This is a genomic window from Glycomyces albidus, from assembly GCF_009451885.1.
Lineage (GTDB): Bacteria > Actinomycetota > Actinomycetes > Mycobacteriales > Micromonosporaceae > Glycomyces > Glycomyces albidus.
In genome coordinates this window covers 1-16,203 of sequence record NZ_WIAO01000017.1, presented here as the reverse complement: position 1 = coordinate 16,203, position 16,203 = coordinate 1, and the positions used below count along the sequence as shown (strand labels likewise).

Annotated in this window: 14 protein-coding genes and 1 tRNA gene; 11 read left to right on the top strand and 4 right to left on the bottom strand. The window is 71.6% G+C overall.

The genetic code is table 11. The features are described from left to right. Positions 1 to 462: 462 nt before the first annotated feature. Positions 463 to 1,683 (top strand): phosphoribosylamine--glycine ligase, encoded by a 1,221-nt coding sequence (purD, locus tag GFD30_RS14555; protein ID WP_322633247.1) that lies wholly within the window; start codon positions 463 to 465, stop codon positions 1,681 to 1,683. Positions 1,684 to 1,854: 171 nt separating this feature from the next. Here the strand turns inward: purD and GFD30_RS14550 are convergent, their stop codons facing one another. Then, positions 1,855 to 3,090: an arginine deiminase gene (locus GFD30_RS14550; RefSeq protein ID WP_153025933.1), complete on the bottom strand. Its 1,236-nt coding sequence runs from the start codon at positions 3,088 to 3,090 to the stop codon at positions 1,855 to 1,857. A gap of 100 nt (positions 3,091 to 3,190) precedes the next feature. Between GFD30_RS14550 and GFD30_RS14545 the strand changes: the two genes are divergently transcribed. Then, positions 3,191 to 3,643 (top strand): hypothetical protein, encoded by a 453-nt coding sequence (locus GFD30_RS14545; protein WP_153025932.1) that lies wholly within the window; start codon positions 3,191 to 3,193, stop codon positions 3,641 to 3,643. A gap of 127 nt (positions 3,644 to 3,770) precedes the next feature. Here the strand turns inward: GFD30_RS14545 and GFD30_RS14540 are convergent, their stop codons facing one another. Continuing rightward, a complete protein-coding gene (locus tag GFD30_RS14540) occupies positions 3,771 to 5,687 on the bottom strand; it encodes a hypothetical protein (RefSeq protein ID WP_153025931.1) in 1,917 nt (638 codons plus the stop codon). 213 nt (positions 5,688 to 5,900) lie between these two features. Here GFD30_RS14540 and GFD30_RS14535 point away from each other — a divergent pair, with 213 nt between their 5' ends. The 3 genes from GFD30_RS14535 (at position 5,901) to GFD30_RS14525 (ending at position 9,986) form a co-directional block, all read left to right on the top strand. Next, positions 5,901 to 6,812 carry a hypothetical protein gene (locus GFD30_RS14535; RefSeq protein WP_153025930.1) on the top strand — a complete coding sequence of 304 codons (912 nt, stop codon included), beginning with the start codon at positions 5,901 to 5,903 and terminating at the stop codon, positions 6,810 to 6,812. Positions 6,813 to 7,613: 801 nt separating this feature from the next. Then, positions 7,614 to 8,585 (top strand): serine hydrolase, encoded by a 972-nt coding sequence (locus tag GFD30_RS14530; protein WP_153025929.1) that lies wholly within the window; start codon positions 7,614 to 7,616, stop codon positions 8,583 to 8,585. A gap of 30 nt (positions 8,586 to 8,615) precedes the next feature. Continuing rightward, the gene (locus GFD30_RS14525) at positions 8,616 to 9,986 is read left to right on the top strand and encodes an FAD-binding oxidoreductase (RefSeq protein ID WP_153025928.1); all 1,371 of its coding nucleotides are present in this window, start codon (positions 8,616 to 8,618) and stop codon (positions 9,984 to 9,986) included. Between the two features lie 336 nt (positions 9,987 to 10,322). On the opposite strand, the gene GFD30_RS14520 is transcribed toward GFD30_RS14525, so the two are convergent. Beyond that, positions 10,323 to 11,177, bottom strand: a complete 855-nt coding sequence (locus GFD30_RS14520) for an aminotransferase class IV (protein ID WP_153025927.1) — start codon at positions 11,175 to 11,177, stop codon at positions 10,323 to 10,325. A gap of 389 nt (positions 11,178 to 11,566) precedes the next feature. Between GFD30_RS14520 and GFD30_RS14515 the strand changes: the two genes are divergently transcribed. The 6 genes from GFD30_RS14515 to GFD30_RS14490 all read left to right on the top strand — a co-directional run bounded on the left by GFD30_RS14515 (position 11,567) and on the right by GFD30_RS14490 (position 16,075). Next, positions 11,567 to 12,007 (top strand): Fur family transcriptional regulator, encoded by a 441-nt coding sequence (locus GFD30_RS14515; RefSeq protein ID WP_153025926.1) that lies wholly within the window; start codon positions 11,567 to 11,569, stop codon positions 12,005 to 12,007. Beyond that, a complete protein-coding gene (ygfZ, locus tag GFD30_RS14510) occupies positions 12,004 to 13,065 on the top strand; it encodes a CAF17-like 4Fe-4S cluster assembly/insertion protein YgfZ (protein ID WP_153025925.1) in 1,062 nt (353 codons plus the stop codon). The genes GFD30_RS14515 and ygfZ overlap by 4 nt, the downstream gene beginning before the upstream one ends. A 21-nt stretch (positions 13,066 to 13,086) precedes the next feature. After that, positions 13,087 to 14,067, top strand: a complete 981-nt coding sequence (locus tag GFD30_RS14505) for an asparaginase (RefSeq protein ID WP_153025924.1) — start codon at positions 13,087 to 13,089, stop codon at positions 14,065 to 14,067. 123 nt (positions 14,068 to 14,190) lie between these two features. Beyond that, positions 14,191 to 14,273: transfer RNA gene (locus GFD30_RS14500), tRNA-Leu, on the top strand. 145 nt (positions 14,274 to 14,418) lie between these two features. Beyond that, positions 14,419 to 15,036: a bacterial proteasome activator family protein gene (locus GFD30_RS14495; RefSeq protein WP_153025923.1), complete on the top strand. Its 618-nt coding sequence runs from the start codon at positions 14,419 to 14,421 to the stop codon at positions 15,034 to 15,036. 325 nt (positions 15,037 to 15,361) lie between these two features. Next, positions 15,362 to 16,075, top strand: a complete 714-nt coding sequence (locus GFD30_RS14490; RefSeq protein WP_227996337.1) for a lysophospholipid acyltransferase family protein — start codon at positions 15,362 to 15,364, stop codon at positions 16,073 to 16,075. Here the strand turns inward: GFD30_RS14490 and GFD30_RS14485 are convergent. Beyond that, the coding region (locus GFD30_RS14485) for an integrase core domain-containing protein (RefSeq protein WP_153025922.1) at positions 16,072 to 16,203 on the bottom strand (132 nt) is incomplete at its 5' end. The two genes, GFD30_RS14490 and GFD30_RS14485, sit on opposite strands and share 4 nt — an antisense overlap.

Below are 16,203 nucleotides of genomic sequence, written 5' to 3'. Positions count from 1 at the left end.
GTCCGGGCCCTGTTCACATCACGGACCCGGCGTTCTCGGTCATGCATGAATGACGGGGACCGACGGACGGGCGGGGCATGTGCACTGGGGTCCGCTTGGGTCCGCTTCCATGCGGAGTCGCGCCGCGCGCAGCGCGGCAGTCGCGCTCCACGGCCACCGCGGGGCTGTGGGACCGCCGCCCTCGCTGCGTGCCGGGAGGCGGTCGGGGCAGGAGGCGGTCAGCACGTGCGCCGCCCGGAGGGCGGGTGGGTGGGATAGAGGTATTGCCATCCCGAGCCCCCACCCACCCCGGGGAAGATAGTCCGATCCTGGCGCGCGGGTGCGACACAAACGAAGCCCCGAGACGCCCCTGTCCCCCGAAAGAGGGAATGGGCGGTTCCGAGGCGCGCGTCCCGCGCCCAGTAATCGGTGACACTCGGCGTACCGGTTAACCAGCACGTATCCGCCCCGTAAACTGACCGGGTGCGAGTACTCCTGATCGGCTCCGGCGGCCGCGAGCACGCCATCGCGGCGGCTCTGGCCGAGGACGAATCCGTCACCAAGCTCATCTGCGCCCCGGGGAACCCCGGCATGGCCGCACTCGGCGACTGCGTGCCGGTGAACCAGACCGACCCCGCCTCGGTGGCGTCCCTGGCGGTGACCTCCGCAGCCGACCTCGTGATCGTGGGCCCCGAGGCCCCGCTCGTGGCCGGCGTCGCGGACGCGGTCCGCGCCAAGGGCATCCCCGTGTACGGGCCGAGCGGCCAGGCCGCATTGATCGAGGGCTCGAAGGCGTTCGCGAAGGAGATCATGGCCGCCGCGGGCGTGCCGACCGCCGCCGCGCGCGTCTGCCGCACCCGCGAGGAGGCCGAGGCCGCCCTCGACGAGTTCGGCGCCCCCTACGTCGTCAAGGACGACGGCCTCGCCGCCGGCAAGGGCGTCGTCGTCACCGAGGACCGCGAGCAGGCGCTGGCCCACGCCGTCGACTGCGAGCGCGTCGTCATCGAGGAGTACCTCGACGGCCCCGAGGTGTCCCTGTTCGTCGTCTGCGACGGCACGAGCGCGAAGCCGATGCTGCCCGCGCAGGATTTCAAGCGCATCGGCGAGGGCGGGACCGGCCCGAACACCGGCGGCATGGGCGCGTACACGCCGCTGCCGTGGGCCCCGGACGACCTGGTCGCCGAGGTCATGGAGCGCGTCGCCGAGCCGACCCTGGCCGAGCTCGCCGGGCGCGGCATCCCGTTCGTCGGGACCCTGTACTGCGGTCTGGCGCTGACGTCGAAGGGCCTCAAGGTCGTCGAGTTCAACGCCCGCTTCGGCGACCCGGAGATCCAGGCGGTGCTCGCGCTGCTGGAGACCCCGCTCGGGCAGCTCCTGTACGCGGCGGCCACCGGAAAGCTCGCCGACTTCGGGTCGCTGTGGTGGCGCGAGGGCGCGGCGGTGTGCGTCGTGATCGCGAACGAGGGCTATCCGGGCACGCCCGTCACGGGCCGTCCCCTGTACGGCGCCGAAGCCGACGGCGTCCTCCACGCCGGCACGGCCCTCGACGCCTCCGGCCAGCTCATCGCCACCGGCGGCCGGGTCCTCGGCTGCGTCGGCACCGGCAAGTCCGTCGCCCAGGCCCGCCAGGAGGCGTACGCCCTCACCGAGGGCATCAAGCTCGAAGGCGGCTACTACCGCCGCGACATCGCCGCGAACATCTGAAGCGAACGCATTGGGAGGCCGCACCCCGCGGGGTGCGGCCTCTCCGCGTCTAGCGTCCGATGCGCTCGCGCACCGTTGCGGTAGCGGTTCTCGTGAGTCGTGGGTGCGCCTCTCAGGGGAGCGTGAACGCGTTGCACGGCGGTTCCGGCGTGTCGGCGCCTGCTCCGGCGCTCACGGCCGCCTTTCCGAGGTCTCGGTCGTGAGGGGTGCTCGGCTCGTCGGGCAGGACATGCAGCGGGGGCCGCCTCGGCCGGAGCCGAGTTCGGAGCCGGGGATCGTCAGGACCTTGATGCCCGCGCGTTCGAGGCGGCCGTTGGTGACCGTGTTGCGCTCGTAGGCGACCGAGACGCCGGGGGCGAGGGCGAGGGTGTTGTTGCCGTCGTCCCACTGCTCGCGTTCGGCGGTGACGACGTCGCGTTCGCCGGTGTGGATGATCTCGATCTCCTCGACGCCGATCGCTTCAGCGGCGGCGTCGAGGAACCGGCGCGGGCCCTCGATCGCGATCCGGTCGCCGTCGGGGGTGATCGTGTACGACTCCAGGCGCTGCGCGGCCGGAGCGTAGATGACCATGCGGTCGCGGTCGACCATGGTGCAGACCGTGTCCAGGTGCATCGTGGCGCGGCGCTGCGCGATCGGCACGGCGAGGACCGTCTCGATCGTGCCGCGCTCGAAGACCTTGCGCGCCAAGCGCTCCACGCCCGCGGGGGTGGTGCGTTCGCCGACGCCGACGGCGAGGACGCCGGGGGCGAGGGCGAGGACGTCGCCGCCTTCGAGGTGCTCCAGCGACGGGTCGTACAGCTTCGGCACGTCGCTGAACCGCGGGTGGTGGTGGTAGATGATGCCGGTCAGGGCGGTCTCGCGGCGGCGGGCGGGCATCGCGAGGCTGGTGACGGCGACGGCGTCGCCGATCCACACCGACGAGTCGCGGGTGAACATGGTGTTCGGGAGCGGGTCGATGACGAAGTCGGTCGAGCGCATCATCCGGTGCCGGAGGCTGCTCGAGGGCCCGAACTCCTCCTTGGTGAGCCCCTCGATGAGGACCGCGGCGAGCCGCTCGGGTTCGAGCGACGAGAGGAACGCGGCGACCTCGCGGCCGAGGGCCTGGCCCAGGCGCGGGTCGGCGGCGACGCCGACGGTGACGGCCTCGCGGGCCTCGTCGAGTTCGAGGCATTCGCGCAGCAGCGCACCGAGGTACAGGACTTCGACGCCGTGTTCGAGGAGGACCCCGGCGAACCGGTCGTGCTCCTCCTGGGCGCGCTCGACCCACGGGATCCCGTCGAACAGGAGCGCGCCGTTGTTGCGCGGTGTCAGGCGGCGCAGCTCACCTCCCGGGCGGTGGAGCATGACGCTGCGAAGGCGCCCCACCTCCGAATCGACTCCGTATGCGGGCGCGACATCAGCACTCATGACCTGAGGGTAGACGCGCCGGGGACAGAGATCAACTTTTCTCTGTTAACGTGGACAGACTGAGCGTAACCACTACCCCCGGGACGCCCAATTGACGCAAATGGAACTGGTCATCCCGCTCCGCGGCTCCGCGCCCGGGCCCGATGGCAGGAGGCTCGACCCGGCACTGGCCCCCTGGCGCAGCGCGGTCGCGGCGAGCGCCGACGCCTGCATGCTGCTCGCCGCCGACACGCGGATCGTCGCGACCTCGCGCGCCACAAGGCAAGTGCTCGGCCTGCGAGCCGACATCGACTACGCCATGCCCCGCTTTCTCGATGCGGGCCTTCGGTTCCTGGACTTCTCCGCCGGCGCGCACCCGCTCGTCGACTCGGAGCTGGCGCGGCTCGCGCCCGTCCAGGCGCTGCAGACCGACGCACTGGAGCGCACGCTCATGCGGATCGAGCACCGCGGCGGGCACCGGACGTTCGACGTCACCGCATCGCCCCTGCACTCCCCGCCGCGCCTGGACGCGATCGGGTCGCTCGCGTTCCTGACCCCGATCGGGCCGGCCTGAGCGGCACTCGGGCGCGCCGGTCCGCGGCGCGAGTGATGCTCGCGGAAGGGGATATGTCGGACCCGGCGGGTATTTTTGCGCCAGGGGTCCCTTAGGGGACATATCCGGAATAACGCTTATATGCGTTTTACTCGGCGTTCAAGTGGTAGATGATCGCGTCGTCGGTGCGTTCGACGTCGACGCCCAGCGGTTCCTGCTCGGTGTCGAGGCCGGCCCAATCGCTGCCGGGGAGCCAGTCGGGAATCACCACGACCGTCTCGACGCCCGCCTCGCGGAGGTCGGCGATGGCCGACTCGTCGGGGAAGGACTTCGACATCTCCCGCAGCTCCGAGGTCGCCGCCGGCGTGAACGCGGCGCTGCCGTTGACCATGTCGACGAAGCCGTCCACCGTCCAGAACTGGACCTGCGTGTCGCGGCCGTCGGAGGGCAGGAACATCACCGGTCCCTCCAGTTCGGACACATCGAGGGGAGCGGCCGGGGGCTCGTGGAACTCGGGGACCATCAGGCCCTCCCCGAGCACGAACACGATGGGCAGGAAGAACAGCGCGTGCACGCGGCGGGGCGCCTTCACCTGGAGTCGCCGGTCCACTCTGGACTCGTGGGCGACCGCGTCGGCGTCGTCGGCCAGGCGCGTCAGCGTGCCCGCGGCCAGGATCGCCAGCAGGATCGTGATGTAGAGGACGAGCCGGCCCGGCGTGCGGACCGCGTCGAAGCCCGGCGCGTACTCGTACAGCAGCCCGTACGCCCACCGGCCGTCGTCGAGGAAGTGGGGGCCCATGGCGAGCGCGGTGAGGACTGCGATGCCGAGCGCGAGGCACCACCGCTGCCACCGGCTCCACGACGACCAGATGAGGCCGGCGATCGCGAGCGCGAGGACTGTGAACCCGACGAGCAGCGTCTGCTCGGGCGGCCAGGTGAGGTCGGTGCGGGCGGCCTCGTGCGCCGCGCCCCACAGCCGGGACTCCTCCGGCGCGATGATGAAGCTCTGCCAGGTGGGGCTGAACCAGGCGACGTAGTCGTAGTCGCGCACCGTCTCCGGGTACGCCTGCGCCACCGACGCGTGGCGGTCGGCGATCCACAGGACGCCCAGGCTGAACACGACGCCGCCGGCGCCGTCGGCGGCGACCGTGCGCCAGTTCAGGGCCGGCCGCTTGACGAGCCAGAACAGGCCGACCACGACGGCGATCGCGAGCATCACGTACACGAACGAGAGGCCGAGGGCGACGCCGATCGCGAACTGCCACAAGGCGACCAGCCAGCCCGCGATGATCCAGCCGGGCCGCTGCCGCTCCGGCTTGAACCCGTCGCGCATCGACCAGCCGTGGCCGCGCGCCAGCATCGCCAGCGCGAGCGCGATCGCACCCGAGGAGAGCACGTTGAGGTGGCCGAGGTGCGCGAGTTTCCAGGGCGCGTAAGCGAACGCGGCGGCGCCGACGGCGGATCCGGCGACCCGGGCGCCGAGCTGGCGCAGCAGGGCGTACCCGCCGAGGAAGGCGAGGGCGAACGTGGCGATGAAGAGGACGTTGTAGACGACGAGGGTGCTGGGGCCGTCGACGGCGAACATCGCGGCGGGGGCGTAGCCGAACAGGGTGTCGGTGAACAGGAGCGAGTCGGGGGCGGGCCAGAAGCTGTTGGTGCCCCAGACGCTCGCGGGGTCGGTGCGGAGCGCGTCCGAGAGCCAGCCGAGCGTGTACGCCTGGAGGAGCGGGTCGCCGAGGTCGTGGGGGATGACGCGGTTCAGGTTCCGGGCGAGCGGCCAGGTCATGCCGACGGCGAGGAGGGCGCTGAAGAGCGCGGCGAGGGTCCATTCGCTGCGGGCGGCGCGCGCGGCGAGGCGGCCTGCGGCGCGGAGCCGCCCCGGCGGGGCTTCTGCGGCGGGCGCGGGGGTGGCGCCGGCCGCGAAGCGCTGCCAGCGTTCGTGGTCGTCGGTGCCGTCCTCGGTCTGATCGCCGGGCTCGGCGCCTTCGGGGGCCGTCGCGGCGGCCTCGGGCTCGCGCCCGTCGCCACGGTCGGGCTCGGTGGAGTCGGGCTCGGTGATCACCATGGGGTTCCCGCGGTCTCGCTCGGTGCTGTCAGGGCACATCCTACGGAGGGTCGCCGTCCGGTGGTCGGGCGCATGAGGACCGTCCACGAATCGGGTGCGGCAGGGGCCGTCACCTTTCGGCCGCCGGTTCGTTGAACGGGGTTGAGACCTGATTCCCGCGGTGGATCGGGTCCGTACCCAGACGACGGAAATCGCGGTTGGAGAGACGCAGGCATGGGAAGACACACCACGAAGCTCGGTCGCCAGTCCCGGGCCCAGACGCGTCCTCCGCTGCCGTACCCGGTGAACGACGGCCGGATCCCCCCGGCGTCGCAGGCGGCGATGGACCGGCGCTCGCAGCGCCGGCGTTCGCGGCTGGCGGCGCTCTCGGCCGCCGCGGTGATCGCGGCGGGCGGCGCGGCCGGGATGAGCATCGCCACGGCGGAGGAGCCGGAGGCGGGCACCGGCAGCGAGATCGTCTTCAGCGGCGACTGCGGCACGCTCGGCCTGGTGTCGGCCTCCTCGAACCCGGACGCCTCGGAGCTGACCGTCGAGTCGGGCTCGCAGGTGCGGTACACGAACGACCTCGGCACGAACGCGCAGCTCCATGTGGGCGACGAGGTCTACGACATCTCGGACGGCTCGACCCAGGTGTTCGAGATGAACCGGTCCGCCGAGGTCGCCATGGTCCCGTCCTGCCGCGGCCTGTTCGCCGAGTACGGGTCGGCGCAGGTGCACGTGGTGGAGTCGCAGACCGACGAGGACGAATCGGGCGGCGAGGACGACGTGCAGGACCTGCCGGCCGCCGACGAGGACGGCGAAGGGGACGGCGACACGGCCGCCGGGTCCGAGGGCGACGGACCGGCCGGCGACGACGCCGCGGCCCAGCAGGGCCCGGACCCGGAGCAGCCCGCCCAGGACGAGGCGGAGGCGCCGGTCGAGGACGAGGTGAACGCGTTCGGCGAGCCGGGCGTCGACGACGGCGCGGGCTTCGACCCGGTCGCGGAGGAAGAGGTCGTCGCGGTCGACCCGAAGGCCGTCCGGGACGGCGCGAACGGGCTGCTCGCCCTGGTCGCGATCATCTGCCTGATCGGTGTGGCCGCCGCAGTGACGCGCACCCTCCTCAAGCAGCGAGCGACGGCATGACGGCCGTCGCTCTCAAGACCCCGGCGCCGCAGTGGGCCGCCGCGGCGGGTTCCGTGCACAAGTCTCCGGCCCGGCAGATCTACGGCGCGCAAGCGTCGCCGTGGGTGCCGGCCGGACGGGTGCGGAACCGCCGCGAGCGGCAGCGGGCGGCCCGGTGTATCACCGGCCCCGAACCGGTCCGCCGCACCCGGCGGCCGGAGCCTTCGAAGGCGCAGTCTTCGATCGCACTGCCCGCAGGGCAGTCGAGGCGCGGCACGGTGGAGTCTCCGTGAGGCACTGCGGCTCGGGCACTCGTTGATGGTCAATTCCTCCCCAGGTCCCACTCCGAACGCCCGGACCAGTGCCTCACGGCCCCACCGGAACCAGCACCACTGAACGGCACCACTGAACGGCACGGTCGGCTGAGCCGCACGGCTCGGCGGCGCCGCTCAGCACCATTGCCCGATGGCATTGCCCGATTGCATGGCATGAGCGTGGCCGAGCGCCGGATTCGACTCGTCGCCAGGCCTCGGAAGCCGAAGCGGTTCTTCGTGAAGCGCCCGTCGTTGCGGCGGGCGCTTCGTCGTGCCGTGTCCGGTTCTATGCCGCGCCGGAGGGTCGGGAGTGACGGGTGACGCTGGTCGTGTCCCGTGCGGCGAGAGATCATTGGGGGTTCAGGGTCCGTTCGGTTCGCGTACGCACCGATGCGCAACCGTTACGGAACTCCCGGATGACCCTGCTTGTGATCGCTTCGGCGGCTGCTTTAGCGTGGGCCGCGTAATCGTTCACAACCCCGCCTTTTGAAGAGTCAGGTTCCAAGCTGTGACCTCCCAACCCTCCACCTCGCGGCGACTCTGGCCCTACCTCGCCGTCCCCGGACTCGCCGTCATCGTCGCGGCGGTGATCTTCGTCGTCAGCACGGGCCGGGACGACGGCGGCTCGGGTGGGTCCTCCGACGAGAGCCTCCCCGGCTCCCAGGCCGACGACCTGTCGAGCTCCTCGCTCCAGCCGTCCGAGGAGGAGCTGCGCGAGGCCGCCCAGGCGCAGCTCCAGTCCGCGCTCGACGAGGCCGTCGCCGCGTACATCGAGGAAGAGGACGACGAGAACTTCTACGCGTCGGTCGCCGTGGACGACGGCGAGTTCCTCCTCGACTACGAGGGCGAGACCCAGTACGACACGGCGTCGATCGTGAAGGTCGAGATCCTCGCGATGATGCTCGAGGAGTACGGCACCCTCGACCAGGTCCCGGACTGGCTGCTCGACCGGGCCGCGGAGATGATCCAGGACTCCAGCAACGACGCGACGAACGACGTCCTCTACGGCGGGACCTTCGACGACGGCCACGCCGCGATCAGGCAGGCGCACATCGACTTCGGGCTGGAGAACACCAACCCGAACGAGACCGAGCAGTGGGGCAAGACCCAGACCACCGCGATCGACCAGCTCCGGGTGCTCGAGATCGCCCTGTACGAGGAGACGGGCTTCCTCGACGCCGAGCAGACCGAGTACGCGCGCTCGCTCATGGGCGACCTCTCCGACTCCCAGCAGTGGGGCGTCTCGGCCGCGGCCGCCGACGGCGAGACCGTGTGGATGAAGAACGGCTGGGACACCCGCGACGCCATGGGCGGCGAGTGGGTCGTCAACTCCATCGGCGTGATCGCCGGGGACACCGACCACCCGATCGAGATCGCGATCCTCACCGGCGGTTCGGCCTCCCACGAGGAGGGCATCGAGCGGGTCGAGGCGCTCGCCGAGATCATCCGCGGGATCGTCGACACCGACCCGTACGCCTAGGACGCGTGGGGCGCGGGTGACAATCGCTCCATGAGCGAACTCGCAGGCGCCCTCACCGCCGCCCTGACCGAGGCGGGCCTGGACCCCGTCACCGACCCGGACGTGCTGGCCGCCCACTCGGTCGACCACGCCGGGCTCGTGCCGCCCGGCCGGGCGGCCGCACTGGTGCGGGCCCGCTCGACCGAGGAGGTGTCCGCGGCGGTGCGGGTCGCCGCGGAGCTCGCGGTCCCGGTGGTGCCGCAGGGGGCCCGGACCGGGCTCGCCGGCGCGGCGACCGCCGTCGACGGCGCGCTCCTGCTCGACGTGTCGGGCATGGACCGGATCATCGCGATCGACCCGGTCGACCGGCTCGCGGTGGTCCAGCCCGGGGTCCTCAACGCCGCGATCTCCGCGGCCGCCAAGGAGTTCGGGCTTCGGTACAGCCCAGACCCGGGCTCGTGGCAGATCTCGACGATCGGCGGGAACATCGCCACGGCCGCGGGCGGCATGTGCTGCGTCAAGTACGGCACGACCCCTGAGTATGTGCTCGGCCTCGAGGTGGTGCTCGCCTCGGGCGAGGTCATGCGCTGCGGCCGCCGGACCGCGAAGGGCGTCGCCGGGTACGACCTGGTGCGGCTGTTCTGCGGTTCCGAAGGGACCCTCGGGATCATCACCGAGGCGACGGTGCGGCTCTCACCGGTTCCGGCGCAGCGGCTCACGCTCGCCGCGGTCTTCGCCACGACGGCCGACGCCGGCCGCGCGGTCACCGCGATCATGGCCGCCGGCCGGGAGCCGAGCCTGCTCGAACTCATCGACAACGTGCACCTGCGGGCCCTGGAGGCGTTGCGCCCCATGGGGCTCCCGACCGAAGCGGCCGCGCTGCTGCTGGTCGCCGCCGACACCGATCCGGAGCGCGAGCTCGTCGCGATCGAGGCGCTGTGCACGGAGGCGGGGGCGACCGAGGTGTACCGGGCGACCGACGCCGAGGAGGCCGACGCGCTGCTCGAATCGCGGCGGAACGCGTTCCACGCCATGGAGAAGCTGGGGACGGTCCTGGTGGACGACGTCGCGGTGCCGCGCGCGCGGCTCGCCGAGGCCCTCGACGGCGTGCAGGCCGCGGCGGATCGGCACGGCGTCGTCATCGGCGTGATCGCGCACGCCGGGGACGGGAACCTCCACCCGAACATCATCGTCCACCCCGAGGATCCGGCGTCGCTGGCGGCGGGCCGGGCCGCGTTCGACGAGATCCTCGACATGGCGCTCGCCATGGGCGGCACCATCACCGGCGAGCACGGGGTGGGAATGCTCAAGCGCGATTGGCTCGCAAGGGAGCTCGACCCGGTGAATCTGGCGGTGCAGCGGCGGCTGAAAGCCGCGCTCGACCCGCTCGGCATCCTCAATCCGGGGAAGGTCCTCGGCTGAAAGGGGCCGGCGTCTTCGCTGGCAGTACCGCGATGTGACTGGCGCCGATACGGTTTCGTGTCAATCCTGTGACAGAGTAATGGGGCCGCAGCGCTTGCCCATTCGCTGCGGCCCCGATAAAGTGGAGGAGCTCCACTTTTCATTGGCACCGGTAGGGCTGTGCCCGATTACCCTTACCGGCTTTGTGCCCCCGGATTGTTCCGTGCCTCCCGGAAGACTGCCCATGTCCATCCGCTTGGCTTGTCGGCGTGACCGGAACACTCATTACTATGAGGACCGTCTCTGAGCGGAGCCTGTGGCGAGCCTGGGAAGAACCTGGGAAACGATATTCAACCGTTACGAAGGCACTTCGAATCCGGCGAGTTTGTCCAGCTCAGCCGTGATGTCGGGTCGCTGCGCGACCGCCTCGCCGTCGATCTGAGTGATGAAGGCCACACCTCGGACGGAGGAGCTGAGCCACGCCGCCTCCGCGTTCTTCAAGTCCCCCACCGGGATCAGCTTCTCCGCGGTCTTCAGGCCCGCCTTCGGGGCCTGCTCCAGCAGGTACGCGCTCGTGGTCCCCGGCAGGATCCCCGCCGACGTCGGCGTCGTGCAGAGCGTGTCGCCTTCGAGCCACAGCAGCGACGAGGTCGGGCCCTCCAGGGCGAAACCGTCGGCCGAGACCCACAGGGCGTCGTCCGCTCCCTGGGACTTCGCCCAGCGCGTCACCGCCATCATCGAGGCGTACGAGAGTGCCTTGACCCCGCCTAGAAGCCACGGGGCGTCGCCCCGCGCATCGGCATTCACCCCCAAGGTCGCCGTGGCGATCCGCAGGCCGTCCCGGCGCGGCAGGATGCGCTCGCGCGGGACGGGGTCGACCGTCGCGTAGACGGTGGGCGGGCCGCCGTGCTCGCGGCCGCGGGTGGCGACCAGGCGGAGCGCGCCCTCGCCTTCGGCGCGGTCGCGCCACGCCTCGAGGGCCTGCTCGGCGAGTTCGGCGAGCTCGGCCTTCGGCGGCAGCTCGAACTCCATGCGCCGGGCCGAGTTCGCCATGCGGTCGAGGTGCTCCGAGAGCAGGAACGCCGCGCCGCCGCGGACGTTGATCGTCTCGAAGACGCCGTCGCCGCGGAGGACCCCGAGGTCGTCGGCGCACAGGAGCGGCGCGTCGGAGTCGACGACGCCGCGGTGCAGTACTGCGGTTACTAGTGCCATGCGCTCATTGTGCTCCCCGCCGCGACCGGAACCGGCGGTGCGTGCGCGCGGCGCCGGCTCCGCCGGGCGGAGGGCCGGGGAAGGGGACGGCGGGTCGGGAACCGGGCCGCGGGCCGGAGTCGCCCGCGGCGGAAGGGCGGGAACGTTGGCCGCCCGCAGGGCGGGCGGGTGGGCTAGTAGTGGTTCCATCCCCAGCCCCCACCCACCCCGGGGAAGATAGTGCGATCCTCCCGGCCGGGTCCGACAGGAACCGTCCCCCGCAGCCGCAGTGTCACCCGAACGAGTTCACCGGCGGGAACGAACGCGCCGGCCGGCGGGAACGAACGTGCCGGCCGGGGGCGGCAGCGGCGCTGGCGTCCGGTTCCGCGCGGGCGCAGTACGATGCAGTCATGCCCACTGAAGCCGAGGCCGAGACCGAACTGGCCGCGGTGCTGCGCTCCAGGGGGCTGCGCATGACCGCGCAGCGGCAGCTCGTCCTGGAGGCCGTCCGCGCGCTCGGGCACGCCACCCCCGAGCGGATCCACGAGCGCATCCGCGACCAGGTCGAAGGTGTGAACATCACCACCGTCTACCGCACGCTGGACCTCCTCGAAGAGCTCCAGCTCGTGTCGCACACCCACCTCTCCCACGGCGCCCCCACGTACCACCTGTCCGGCGACCGCGGCCACGCCCACCTGGTGTGCCACCGCTGCGGCCGGATCACCGAAGTCGATCCCTCGATGTTCGCCAACGCGCGCAAGGAGGTCGCCGACGCCACCGGGTTCGTCATGGACGTCGGCCACGTCGCCGTCTTCGGCACTTGCGCCGACTGCCTGGAGAAGCACGCATGACCACGATCGCACCGTCCCCGCTCCTGAACGCCCCCGGCGCCGTCGCCACCGCGGACGGCCGCACCGCCTGGCACTACGGCGGGCCGCTCAAAGAGCAGCGGGAGGCGATGGAGAAGGGCGCGCTGTTCGACCGCTCCGACCGCGACGTCGTCTCGGTCACCGGCGAGGCCCGCCTGACGTGGCTGCACTCGCTCTCCACCCAGCACCTGACGAGCCTGAAGCCGCACCAGGGCACCGAGACGCTCATCCTCTCCCCGACCGGCCGCATCGAGCACCACGCGAACGTCTACGACGACGGCGCCACCACCTGGCTCGACACCGAGCCCGGCCGCGGCGAGGCGCTCCTGAAATACCTGGAGCTCATGAAGTTCCGCACCGAGGTCGACATCCGCGACGAGTCCGCCGACTGGGCGCTGTTCAGCTTCACCGGCATCGCCCGCGCCGGCGACGAGCCCCCGGCCGTCCAGCCGGTCCCGATCGCGAAATTCGCCTCGAAGGACCTCCTCGCGGTCCCGACCTCCGTCTACCCGGGCGGCCCGTTCCAGGAGGCCGACGGCTGGACCCGCCGCACCGACGCCCTCGGCGTCCCCACCTTCGACGTCCTCGTCCGCCGCGACCGGCTCGCCGAGGCCGCCGAAGGCGCCGGATCCGGGTCGCTCGCCGGCACCTGGGCCTGGGACGCCCTCCGCGTCGCCGCCAAGCTACCGCGCTTCGGCGTCGACACCGACGAGAAGACCGTCCCGCACGAGGTCGCGCACTGGCTCGCCGCCGCCGTCCACCTCGACAAGGGCTGCTACCGCGGGCAGGAGACCGTCGCGAAGGTCCACCACCTCGGGCAGCCGCCGCGGCGCCTCGTCATGCTCCACCTCGACGGCACCGACGAGCACCCTCCCGTCCACGGCACTCCGGTCACCTTGGATGGCAAGGAAGTCGGGTACATCGGCACCGCCGTGCAGCACTACGAGCTGGGCCAGATCGCGCTCGCCATGGTCAAGCGGTCCGCCGTCGCCGATCCGGACGTGCGCCTCATCACGGGCGATCAGGCCGCGAGTCTCTAGCCGCCCGGCTAGCCTCGCAGTATGAGTGCTTCGTACCGCGGCGGCGAACCCGTCGCACAAGTCGTCAGGTCCGGATTCACCGAGAGCTCCCACCGGGGCAGCGTCGCCGTGACCGACCCTGCGGGCAACCTCGCCGCAGCGATCGGTGACGCCGAGTCCCCCGTGTTCCCCCGCTCCTCCAACAAGCCCATGCAGGCCCTCGCGATGCTCCGCGCCGGATGGGAGCCCGGCTCGGAGGCCGACCTCGCGATCGCCGCCGCCAGCCACCGCGGCGAACCGTTCCACCTCGAACGCGTCCGCTCGGTCCTCGGCCGCGCCGGCCTCGGCGAAGAGCACCTCCAGTGCCCGCCCGACCTGCCCGGCAACCAGGACGCCCGGAACGCGGTCGTCGCGCTCGAGGGCCCCGACCCCAAGCGCGTCTACATGAACTGCTCCGGGAAGCACGCCGGGATGCTCGCCGCCTGCGCCGCCGCCGGCTGGGACACCGCGACCTACCGCGACCCCGAGCACCCGCTCCAGGAGCTCATCGCCGCCACCGTCGAAGAGCTCACCGGCGAACCCGTCCGGGCCGTCGGCGTGGACGGCTGCGGGGCGCCCGTCCTCGCCGTGTCCCTCCACGGCATCGCGCGCGCCTTCGCCCGCTTCGTCGAAGCCCCCGAAGGCAGCCCGGAACGGCGCGTCGCCGACGCGATGCGCGCCCACCCCCACCTCATCGACGGCACCAACGGACCCGACCAGCGGTCCATGGCCGCCGTCCCCGGCCTGCTCGCCAAGGGCGGCGCCGAAGGATTCCACGTCGTCGCCGCACCCGGCGTCGGCGCCGTCGCCGTCAAGATCGACGACGGCGGCGGCCGCGCCTCCATGCCCGTCGCGCTCCGCGCGCTCACCACCCTCGCCGGCATGGAGATCCCGCTCGCCGCCAAGCCCGAGATCGACGCCCTCACCTGGCCCGAGGTCCTCGGCGGCGGCGAACCCGTCGGACGGATCCGCACCCTCCTGTAGTGGCGCCTGCCTCAACGGGGGCAATACCCCGTTGGGCGGCCCGTCCCGCGCAGGGTACTATCGTTCGGTCGGCTCAGCCGACACGAGCGAGTGGCGACAGGACTCCTGATCCGCCGCTCGCTGGCGCGAGTGGCGGAATGGCAGACGCGCTGGCTTCAGGTGCCAGTGTCCGCAAGGACGTGGGGGTTCAAGTCCCCCCTCGCGCACAGTGAAGGCCCGATGGTTTCGACCACCGGGCTTTTTCGCTATCCAGAGCCGGGATCAGGAGCGGGAACACCCCCGGGGGTTCCCGCGTTAGGCTCGATGCAAGGAAGCAGAACCCATCGACATGACTGCGGGGTCCAACCGACCATGAGCGAAGCGAACACCGAGCCGGAGCGCGACGACCGCGACGAGCGCCAGGAGGAGGACGAGCTGCTCATCGTCGACGCCGACGGCAACCCGATCGCCACCGCCAAGGCCGCCGACGGCGAAGACGGGGACCGCACCTACGAGAGCGACCCGTCCCGGATGGTCCACGAGCCGGCCAAGGTCATGCGCGTCGGCTCGATGATCAAGCAGCTCCTCGAAGAAGTCCGCGCCGCCGAACTCGACGACAAGGGCCGCCAGCGCCTCCGCGACATCCACCAGCGCTCCATCGCCGAACTCGAGACCGGGCTCGCCCCCGAACTCCGCGACGAGCTCGAGCGGCTGTCGCTCCCGTTCAGCTCCGACGAGACCCCCACCGAAGCCGAACTGCGGATCGCGCAGGCTCAGCTCGTGGGCTGGCTCGAGGGGCTCTTCCACGGCATCCAGGCAGCGCTCGTCGCGCAGCAGATGGCCGCCCGGCTCCAACTCGACCAGATGCGCGGGGCCGAGATCAAGGCACTGCCGGCCGGCAGCGACCTCCCGCCGCAGCTCCGGGCCGTGATGGCCGAGCGCGCGGCGCGCGGCGACGACCGCGACCACCCTCCGGGGCAGTACCTGTAGCGGAGCGGAAGGTACTGGAGGCGCAGCCTGTAGCGAAGCGGAAGGTACCGGAGGCGCAGCCTGTAGCGAAGCGGAAGGTACCGGAGGCACTGTCTGTAGCGGAGCGGAAGGTACTGGAGGCGCAGCCTGTAGCGAAGCGGAAGGTACCGGAGGCGCAGCCTGTAGCGGAGCCGGTGGCTACCGGAGGCACGGTCTGTAGCGAAGCGGAATGCCGTATACACTCGGCCCTGCCTTCCTGGCGGGGCCGATGTGGTCTTCTGGGGATCCGACGGCTCGCGGGTTCCGCCTCGGCGGTTCGCGAGCCATAATTGTGCCGACCCGTCCCATGGGTGAGACCACTGGAGAGCTGAACACGGTGCTGTACAAGACACTGCAATGGACGGCCGCGCCGACCATCAAACTGATCTGGCGACCGTGGATCGACGGCAGGGAGAACATCCCCGAGACGGGGCCGGTGATCCTGGCCTCCAACCACCTCTCCGTGGCCGACCACTACTTCCTGGGCCTGACCACCAAGCGGCACATCGCGACGATGGCGAAGATCGAGTACTTCACGGGCGCCGGCGTCAAGGGGAAGCTCATCTCCTCGACGGTGAAGGCGCTCGGGCAGGTGGCCGTGGACCGCTCGGGCGGGCGCAAGAGCGCCTCGGCCCTGGAGCCGTCCCTCGAGGTCCTCGAGGAGGGCCGGGTCTTCGCGATCTTCCCGGAGGGGACGCGCTCGCCCGACGGGCGGCTGTACCGCGGGAAGCCGGGCGTGGCGCGGCTGGCGCTGGCGTCGGGTGCGCCGGTGGTGCCGATCGGGCTGATCGGGACGGAGAAGGTCCTGCCGATCGGGGAGTCGCGGCCGCGCGTGGCGCCGGTGGGCGTGCGCGTGGGCAAGCCGCTGGACTTCTCCCGGTACAAGGGCATGGAGAACGACCGGGTGGTGATCCGCGCGGTCACCGACGAGGTCATGGACGCGATCCGGCGCCTGACGGGCCAGGAGTACGTCGACAAGTACGCCAAGCGCAACAGCCCCGGGAAAGAGTCCGAGGACTAGGTGTATTGCCCTGTGAGGTTGTGGACGCGGGTGGCGGGTGGTTTGCCTCCGAGTGCGGTGTGGGCGCGGTGATGGTTATACCAGTGCAGCCATGTCGGGAGAGCTGCTCGTCGCTCGTGTTCGGACCG